Raw genomic sequence first — 10123 nt, forward strand, 5'->3', positions numbered from 1 at the left:
TCAAACAACCTTGCTGGTGCATATTTTATTAAATAGGAACAGTTTTCGCTTTGGTGGTTTGCAGATGCGCATAGTCTGGTATGATAGGGTATAAATTTATACTCGGCACATAGCACAAATTCGACTTTGTCGCCAACAGGACTAGTAAGCCTATTGGAATTCGCGAATGCACGGGCTTACAAATATAAGATTGAAATGGTTTAAACATGATAACTAAAATTTTTACCAAAATTTTTGGTAGCCGTAACGACCGGATGATCAAAAATTTACGCAAGACGGTCGCTTTAGTTAATGCTTTAGAAGAGCAGTATAGCAAGCTATCTGATGAACAACTAAAAGCAAAAACAGCAGAGTTTAGACAAAGATTTGAGCAGGGAACCAGCTTAGACGAATTACTTCCTGAGGCATTCGCTACTGTTCGTGAAGCATCAAAACGAGTCTTTGAAATGCGTCACTTTGACGTCCAAATGATAGGCGGCATGGTGCTGCATCAAGGTCGCATTTCTGAGATGCGTACGGGTGAAGGTAAAACACTGACAGCGACGTTACCTGCATATCTAAATGGATTAACGGGGAAAGGTGTACACGTCATTACGGTAAATGATTACCTTGCCAAACGAGATGCCGAAAATAACCGCCCGCTATTTGAATTCTTGGGTCTATCAGTAGGTTGTAATATACCTGGAATGATGCCGGCTCAGAAAAAAGAAGCATACGCAGCAGATATCACATACGGAACCAACAATGAGTTTGGCTTTGATTATCTACGTGACAATATGGCTTTCAGCATTGAAGAGCGTGTTCAGCGTCCATTGCATTACGCAGTTGTGGATGAGGTCGATTCAATCCTTATTGATGAGGCTAGAACACCACTTATTATTTCAGGCCCAGCTGAAGATAGCTCTGAACTCTACACGCAGATAAATAAAATAGTACCTGAGTTAGTTCAGCAAGAAAAAGAAGATGAAGAGGGTGTAGAAGGCGATGGTGACTACACCATCGACGAAAAGTCTAAGCAGGCGCATTTGACTGAGCGTGGTCAGGTTAAGGTAGAAGAGCTGCTCATCAAGCACGGCCTGATCGACGAAGATGATTCTTTGTACTCAGCGGGTAATATTACTTTATTGAGCCATGTTTATGCTGCACTGAGAGCTCATAAACTGTATCAAAAAGATGTTGATTACGTCGTCAAAGATAATGAGGTTATCATTGTTGATGAACATACTGGCCGTACAATGGAAGGCCGTCGATGGTCTGAAGGCTTGCACCAAGCTGTTGAAGCAAAAGAAGGTGTACGCATTCAAAACGAGAACCAAACATTGGCCTCGATTACATTCCAAAACTACTTCCGATTGTATGACAAATTGTCAGGTATGACGGGTACAGCCGACACTGAGGCGTTTGAGTTCCAATCTATCTATGGTCTAGATACAGTTGTTATTCCAACTAATAAGCCGATGGTCCGAGATGATCGCGCAGATTTAGTTTACCTGACACAAGAAGAGAAGTTCGAAGCTATTTTGGCCGATATCAGAGACTGTCAAGAACGTGGTCAGCCTGTACTGGTAGGTACAATTTCAATTGAAAGCTCAGAGTATCTGTCACACTTCTTACGCAAAGAAAAAATTGAGCACAATGTACTGAATGCTAAATTCCATGCTCAAGAGGCTGACATTATTGCGGATGCAGGTCTACCAGGGTATGTTACCATCGCGACTAACATGGCTGGCCGTGGTACAGATATTATGTTAGGCGGCAACTGGCAAAACGACATTGCGAAGATTGAGAGCCCGACCGAGGCGCAAATAGAAGACGCGAAAGCCAAATGGAAAGAACTACACGATAAGGTATTAGAAGCCGGTGGTTTACACATAATTGGTACTGAGCGACATGAATCGCGTCGTATTGATAATCAGCTACGTGGTCGTTCAGGCCGTCAGGGTGATGCTGGCTCAAGCCGCTTCTATTTGTCTATGGATGATGCTCTGATGCGTATATTTGCAGGTGAACGCATGACAACAATGATGCGTAAGCTGGGTATGCAACGTGGTGAAGCAATTGAACATCCATGGGTCAACCGTGCGATTGAAAATGCGCAGCGTAAAGTAGAAGCGCGTAACTTTGATATTCGTAAACAGTTACTTGAATACGATGATGTTGCAAATGACCAACGTCGTGTCGTTTACGAGCAGCGTAACGAACTATTGGAAGAAGGTGATATTTCAGAGACAGTAAATGCGATTCGCAGCGATGTTGTGAACGGAATTATCGACCGTTTTATTCCACCACAAAGCTTAGCTGAAATGTGGGATATCCGGGGTCTGGAAGAGCGCTTAAAATCAGATTTACTGATAGAGATGCCAATTGCTAAATGGCTTGAAGAAGACAGTAAGTTGTATGAAGAGTCTCTTAGAGAGCGCATTATTGAAGAAGCTGAGGTTGCATATAAACAGAAAGAAGAGCAAGTTGGTGCTGAAGTACTACGTCATTTCGAAAAAGCCGTGATGCTACAAAGCTTGGATCAACATTGGAAAGATCACTTGGCGGCAATGGACCATTTACGTCAAGGTATTCACCTTCGTGGGTATGCGCAAAAGAACCCTAAGCAAGAATATAAGCGAGAGTCATTCGAGCTATTTTCTAACATGCTTGAGACTCTAAAAGTTGACGTTGTTGGGGTACTCAGCAAAGTACAGGTGCGTGCAGAAGAAGATATTGAGAAAGTAGAAGAGCAACATCGTCGTAGTGAGCAAGTTCCTAAACAATACCAGCATGAAGAAGCTGAGAAGGTTGGCGGTGAAGCACCTCAAGGAGCAGCTGTGGCGGCACGTGCAGAACCTAAAGTCGGTCGAAATGAACCGTGTCCATGTGGTTCTGGTAAAAAGTACAAGCAGTGTTGCGGTAAGCTTAGCTAATCAGAAATAAATAAGCATTATTAAAGCGGCCTTGTGTCGCTTTTTTTATGAGGATCAAAAATGACTAAAAAAGTCGTGAACGTGGCCGTTGGCGTTATTTACGAACAAGGTAAATATTTTGTGTGTAAACGTTCTGAAGAGCAACACCAAGGGGGGCTATGGGAGTTCCCTGGTGGTAAAGTTGAGCCTGAGGAGAGTGTTGAGCTTGCTTTGCAGCGTGAATTATCAGAAGAGATAGGCATTCAAGTGACGGCTTCTATGCACTTGCTGACAATTGAGCATGATTACGGTGATAAACAGGTATGTTTGCATGTCCACGTTGTTGATCAGTTTTCCGGAAGACCGAGTGGATTAGAAGGCCAACCAAGTCAATGGGTGGACTATGATGAACTAAAAAGTCTCGAGTTTCCAAAAGCAAATCTTGCGATTATCGACGCGCTATCAACATTTTAATAAGCCGTTACAATTGTTTTCACTGCAAGTTGTAAAAACTTCAGTGGGCAGGGTATGATTTGTGTATATAAAGTATGGAGTCAAAAATATGCGCAAATCATACGCTGCATTTGGTATAGCTTTGGCGCTTGGTTTAGTTGGGTGCAGTGAGCAGCCACAAACAGAAGCACCACAGGCAGTTACGCAACAACAATCCCTAATCTCTGGAATTGAGCTGGAAAACATAGACCATTCAGTTCGCCCTCAAGACGATTTTTACTACCATGTAAACGGCAAGTGGTTTGAAAAAACAGAGATCCCAGCGGATAAATCTAATTATGGCTCGTTTAGCGAATTGTATGATGAGTCGCAAAAAGCGCTGCGTGTTATTTTGGAGGGTGCTGCGAACAATAGTAACGCCAACCCAGACAGCGACGAATATAAGCTGGGTGCCTTCTATAAAAGTTACACTGACGAATTGGCACGAGAAGAACTCGGTGTTGCTGCGCTAAATGACTACCTGGAACCTATCCGCGCATTAAAAGATAAGTCACAACTTCCTCAATTAATGGCAAAAGTGCTCATGCAGGGGGGCACAACGCCTATGGCGTGGTATGTGAATAATGATGCCAAGAATTCTAGTGTCAATGCGCTTTATTTATATCAAACTGGTCTAGGTCTACCTGATAGAGACTTTTACCTTAAAGATACTGAAAAGTTCTTAAACGTCAGGGCTGAGTATCAAGCCTACATAACCAATATGTTGTTCGAATTTGGGTATGATGAAAAGCAAGCAGAAGAAGCTGCCAAGACTATCATTGCGCTAGAAACCCAAATTGCTCAGGCTCAGTGGAGCCGAGTAGACAGTCGAGATGCATCCAAAACGTATAACAAACTCAATGTTAAAGAGTTCAATAAGCAACTCACTGATTTTGATATCGAAGCATATTTAGATGCATTGGGGGCCGATTTAGAAGAGGTTATCGTCTCCCAACCTACATACTTCACAGCATTGTCTGATGTGATTAAAGAAAATAATGTAGATGTATGGCGTGATTATTTAACTTTTCATTTTGCTAGCAATTATGCTGAAATGCTGGAGCGTAAACTTGTTGATTTGCACTTTGGGTTTTATGGCAAAACCTTAAGAGGGGTAGAGGAGCAAGCGCCAACTTGGAAGCGAGCTGTCGACGCCAGTAACAATGTGCTAGGCGAACTGCTAGGAAAAATCTACGTAAAAGAATACTTTCCACCAGAAGCGAAAGCGCGAATGACCAAGATGGTTGATAACCTGATTGCTGGTTTTTCTCAATCGATAGATGAGTTGGTGTGGATGAGCCCTGAAACTAAAGTGGCTGCAAAAGAAAAATTAAATAAGTTTACGCCTAAAATTGGCTACCCAGATAAATGGCGCGATTACTCTAAGTTAGAAATCAGTGCGGATGATTTAGTGGGTAACTTTGCTCGTTATAACGAGTGGGCATATAGAGATATGCTTAATGACGTGGGCAAGCCGGTAGATCGCTCTAAATGGTACATGACCCCGCAAACAGTCAATGCTTATTATAACCCAGTTAATAATGAAATTGTGTTCCCAGCTGCAATTTTACAACCACCATTCTTTAACTTAGAGGCTGATGATGCAGTAAATTACGGCGCAATTGGTGCTGTAATAGGCCATGAGTTAGGTCATGGGTTTGACGATCAAGGGGCTAAATATGATGGTGATGGCAACCTTCGAAATTGGTGGACACAAAGTGATCTTTCACAATTTGAAGCGAGGGGGCAAAAGCTTATTCAACAATTTGACCAGTTCAAGCCTTTTGAAGACGCCCATGTCAATGGTCAACTTACACTAGGTGAAAACATTGGTGACTTGGGTGGTTTGACCGTTGCACTTAGAGCATATCAGTTATCTTTAAATGGTCAAACCGCGCCAGAAATTGACGGTTACACGGGTGAGCAGCGCTTTTTTATGGGGTGGGCTCAAATTTGGCGCAGAGAGTATCGAGACGAAGAATTGAGAAATCGCCTCATGACAGATTCTCACTCTCCTAGCCAGTATCGTGTAATTGGCATTTTGTCGAATATGCCGCAGTTTCATAAAGCCTTTGATGTAAAAGAAGGCGATGGCATGTACATCAAGCCAGAAGAACGTGTGAAAATTTGGTAACTTTGTAATCTCTTCTATAAAAACCTGCTTTGGGCATTGCTTGAGCAGGTTTTTTTGTGGAATAAACGGGCTTTTTTAAAATTTGATAGCGCTGTCATTTTTTCTTCGATATGATGAAAAGCTAACAATAAGTTGGTTAGTACTATTCTCCGAAGCCCTTCAAAAGCCTGTTTGGTGCGTAAAAACAATACCACTAATCAGTACAATTAAGTGTGTACAGCAGTACAAACAAGCTTTTGCTAAAATGTGGTTTCAGGGCTTAGTCTTTAGGAGCTGATATGAATTTTAGAAAAAACATGCTGACGCAAGTATTTGCAACAACGTTGATCGCCACATCGTTTGGTGCAAACGCGGCGCTCTCCCAATCACAGCTAGATGCCTTTGCACAAAATACGCAACTCACATTTTCGGTTGAAAACAACTTTCATGGTGGTGCTGGCAGCTTTATTGGCTCTTTGTCTCTTGAAAACCATTCAAATGTCGCGCTTCCAAAAGGAAAAAGCGATTGGCAAATATATATTCATTCTGTACGGAAAATAAAAACAAGTGAAGCTACGGGACTAAAAATAGAACATATTAATGGTGACTTGCATAGGCTGGTTCCAACGGATAGTTTCCAAGGTCTAGCGCCGAACAAGTCAATTAAAGTCGAATTTGAAGCCGCTGCTTGGATTGCTGCGTACACAGACTTCATGCCACGTGCTTTTATCGTGGCTAATGGCCAAACTCCGGCAATTTTTGCCAATACGAATACAGAAAATATGAAGAGCTTTGTTGCGCCATTTGGTCGTGAAAACCAATTAAAGCGCCATAATGAACCTCTTGATTATTCTCCACTGGCAACTGCTGCGTGGCGCTATGAACACAATTTTAATTCTATAAAAGTTGATAAAGAAGCCGCTGTAAAACGCATCATTCCAAAGCCATATAGCGTTGACTTTAATCGAGGCGTTGCGGAACTAAATCACAATTGGCAAATTCGCTTTGCAGGTAGATTAAAATCTGAAGTGGCAGTCTTCAAAGAAGACTTGCAATCACACGGGCTGTCGCTTGAAGCACAACCCGATCATGTTAAAGCAGGTAAAAGCCCGACAATTTATTTAAAAGTCGAATCGAACAGCTATGACCGGAGCGACTATCAGGGAGCATCAGGTAGTTATAAACTTAAAGTCGATGACGATAAGATTGAAATCATCGGTGTTGATAATGCCGGTGTGTTCTATGGTATTCAGAGTTTATTGTCACTGTTTCCTGTAGAGCAAAGCGGAACGATTAAGGTCCCCAATGTCGAAATAGAAGATACTCCGCGCTACGGTTGGAGAGGTATGCACTATGACAACGCACGAAACTACCACGGTAAAGATGCGTTGTTCAAGCTCGTTGAGCAAATGGCTCGTTACAAGCTGAATAAGTTTCACTGGCACTTTTCAGATGATGAGGGGTGGCGAGTAGAGATCCCTGACTTACCAGAATTGTCAGAAATTGGCGGCTACCGTTGCTTTGATCTGCAAGAGCGCGATTGTTTGTTGACTCAGCTTGGAACAGGGCCTTTCAAATCAGGATCTGGTAATGGCTATTTGTCGAGGGAAGATTTTGTTGAACTATTGAAATTTGCTAAAGCAAGACACATCGACATTATCCCAGAGATAGAAGGGCCAGGCCATGCACGAGCAGCTATTAAAGCGATGGAAGCGCGCTACTATAGACTGAAAGAACAGGGTAAGGAAGCTGAAGCGAGAGCTTACTTGCTGAGTGACCTTGAAGATAAATCTGAATACCTAACGGTACAAAACTATACAGATAACTCTATCAACGTATGTATGGACTCGACGTATGCATTCATCGAGAAAGTCACTTATGAACTTCAAGGTATGTACCGTGAGGCTGGCACACGTTTAACTAACCTACACTTTGGTGGTGATGAAGTGGGTGCTGGCTCTTGGGCCAAATCTCCAGCTTGTCAGGCGCTATTTAAAGATGCCAATAATGGAATAGCTGGCCCAGCAGATCTCAAGCCGTACTTTACGCAACGAGTTGCGAAGATCTTTGCAAAGCGAGGTATCGCGCCAGGCGCCTGGGAAGATGGCCTAATGTATGATCGAGTAAACCCATTTAAACGTGATGAATTCCCAAATCAAGTATTCACGGCAAATGTTTGGGATAACATTTGGGAGTGGGGGGTAGCCGATAGAGCCCACCGATTAGCCAATGATGGCTATCAAGTGATACTTTCTCACGGCACTCATTTATATTTTGATCACCCCTATGAAGCACATCCTGAAGAACGAGGTTACTACTGGGCTGCACGTTACACAGACACTAAAAAAGCGTTTAGTTACATGCCCGACTATGTTTATGCGAACGCTGACTTTACAAGAAATGGTGAGTCGATTGACAACCTAGAAGCCCTCGTCGGGCGTCCATTGCCAGCATTGGAAAGACCAGAAAATATCCTTGGAATGCAAGGACAGGTGTGGACGGAAACAATTCGTACTGAAGAGCAAGTAATGGCGATGATGTTCCCACGCGTGTTAACCGTAGCAGAACGTGCTTGGCATAAAGCAAAGTGGGAAGCAGAAATACGTGATGAAAAAGCCTTAGCTGCAGACTGGCAAGAGTTTTCCGCAACGTTGGCTTTAAAGGAGCTTACCCGTTTGACCGAGTCCGGAGTGAACATCAACTTACCTGTCCCTGGTGCTATCATAGAAAACGGTATGGTTATAGCAAACAGCGCTTTTGCATACTTGACCATTGAGGTTAGTTTCGATAAGGGCGGTACTTGGCAGAAGTATACAGGTCCGATGTCAGTGACAGATACTCAAACTGTTCGACTAAGAACTACATTAGATGGTAAAAAATATAGCCGTATCACTGGATTAGAGTGATAATTTACATTTTTTTAAATACTTAAGGGGCGCTTGCCCCTTTTTTGAATACTATTTAGTATAATTTCTAACTAGTAATAAAGTAGATTTTAACGTAAAGTTAAATGTCAGCGCTGTCATTTTTGTACTGCGTAAAGCGAAGACAGTGCTTTGACCTTAGCTTACTGCTGAAAACCTGACTGAGTGAATCGGTAGAAAATAATAATATGTTGAGAGCCGATGGCTTACATAGCCATCAGCAAAAATTGTAATAAAATTTAATTGCAAACAAGAAGAGTATTATGGAAGCAACAGTGGATATGAATGAAAAAGCGAAGCAGAGTGTCTGGTTGCCAATGACACTGGCTGGTTCTATGTTTTTTATATTGGGGTGTATCACCTGGCTTAATGGAGCTATTACACCTTTTTTACAGCAGATGCTTGAATTATCCCCACTACAAGCATCGTTTATTATTTCCTCGTTTTACATTGCTGTAACAATTGCAGGTATTCCTTCTGCAATGCTAATAAAGCGTGTCGGTTATAAAAATGGTATGGCTGTGGGCTGTGTGATTATGGCGTTGTCAGCGTTGTTATATATTCCCGCAGCTAAAATACAGGCAATTGAAATATTCTTACTTGCCCAATTACTAATTGGTGTAGGGCAGACAGTATTACAAACTGCTGTTAATCCATATGTTGTAAAAATGGGATCTGAAAAATCGGCGGCGGTTCGTGTATGTATCATGGGACTACTTAACAAGTCGGCTGGCGTAATCGTGCCGATTGTATTTGCCGCGGTTGTTGTAAGTGGTGTTGTACAAGGTGGAGAAAGCCTTTCACAAGAACAGAAAGATGCGATGGCGAATAGCCTTATTACACCCTACATGGCGATTGCAGGCTTGATATTCTTATTTGCATTATTTGCCAAGTTTGCACCATTACCTGATCTGGTTTTTGAAGAAGAAGGTAAAACTTCTAAAGGTGAACTTAGAGAAGCGCTACAACACCCTCATTTAGTGTTAGGTGTTGTTGGTATCGCGCTATATGTCGCTGTTGAAGTTATAGCTGCTGATACTATCGGATCTTATGCATTGCATTTAGGTATTGCTGACTACTCAATCATGACCTCCTATACGATGGCTTGTATGCTATTGGGCTATGCAATTGGTATTATATTAATCCCTCGTTTTATGTCGCAGCAGAATGCGCTGGTGATGTCTGGTATCGCTGGTATTATCACGGTATTGGCCGTTGTAATGGGTGATAACGCTTCTTTTGCAATTTCTAACATATTGCTGGTTCCTTTTGGTGGACCTCAGCTACCAGATCCGCTATTGTGTATCGCATTATTAGGCTTTGCTAACGCAATGGTATGGCCTGCAATTTGGCCGCTGGCATTAGATGGGCTTGGTCGCCTAACAGGCACAGCATCTGGCCTATTAATTATGGGTATTGCCGGTGGTGCTCTAGGGCCTTTATTAATAGGACTAGGAAATGTGGCTGGATTAGGCGCACAGGGCGCTTATAGCCTCATGATCCCAAGTTATATATTTATTCTCTTCTACGCTTTGAAAGGTCACAAAATGAGAAGCTGGAAGTAACAAAGAATTTCTATTTCAAAGTAGAAATAATCCCGTGTGTAATGCCACCTTTAAGGTGGCATTTTTTTGTGCGCATTAAAGCATTCCAAGCGGTTACAAACGCCATTGTTAAGTAATACCAATTTCATTAAATTT

5 protein-coding genes are annotated in these 10123 nt (G+C 42.4%); all 5 read left to right on the forward strand.

From position 1 onward, the window contains the following. The first annotated feature begins 206 nt into the window (after positions 1 to 206). The 5 genes from secA (at position 207) to nagP (ending at position 9988) form a co-directional block, all read left to right on the forward strand. Positions 207 to 2915 carry a preprotein translocase subunit SecA gene (secA, locus tag N482_RS06340; protein ID WP_063376248.1) on the forward strand — a complete coding sequence of 903 codons (2709 nt, stop codon included), beginning with the start codon at positions 207 to 209 and terminating at the stop codon, positions 2913 to 2915. 60 nt (positions 2916 to 2975) lie between these two features. Beyond that, positions 2976 to 3368, forward strand: a complete 393-nt coding sequence (gene mutT / locus N482_RS06345; RefSeq protein ID WP_063376249.1) for an 8-oxo-dGTP diphosphatase MutT — start codon at positions 2976 to 2978, stop codon at positions 3366 to 3368. A gap of 88 nt (positions 3369 to 3456) precedes the next feature. Beyond that, entirely contained in the window at positions 3457 to 5520 is a 2064-nt protein-coding gene (locus tag N482_RS06350) for a M13 family metallopeptidase (protein ID WP_063376250.1), read from the forward strand. A gap of 278 nt (positions 5521 to 5798) precedes the next feature. Continuing rightward, positions 5799 to 8405 (forward strand): family 20 glycosylhydrolase, encoded by a 2607-nt coding sequence (locus tag N482_RS06355; protein WP_081227794.1) that lies wholly within the window; start codon positions 5799 to 5801, stop codon positions 8403 to 8405. Positions 8406 to 8686: 281 nt separating this feature from the next. Then, positions 8687 to 9988, forward strand: a complete 1302-nt coding sequence (gene nagP, locus N482_RS06360) for an N-acetylglucosamine MFS transporter NagP (RefSeq protein WP_063376251.1) — start codon at positions 8687 to 8689, stop codon at positions 9986 to 9988. The last annotated feature ends 135 nt before the right edge of the window (positions 9989 to 10123 follow it).

Source organism: Pseudoalteromonas luteoviolacea NCIMB 1942 (assembly GCF_001625595.1).
Classification (GTDB): Bacteria; Pseudomonadota; Gammaproteobacteria; order Enterobacterales; family Alteromonadaceae; genus Pseudoalteromonas; species Pseudoalteromonas luteoviolacea_A.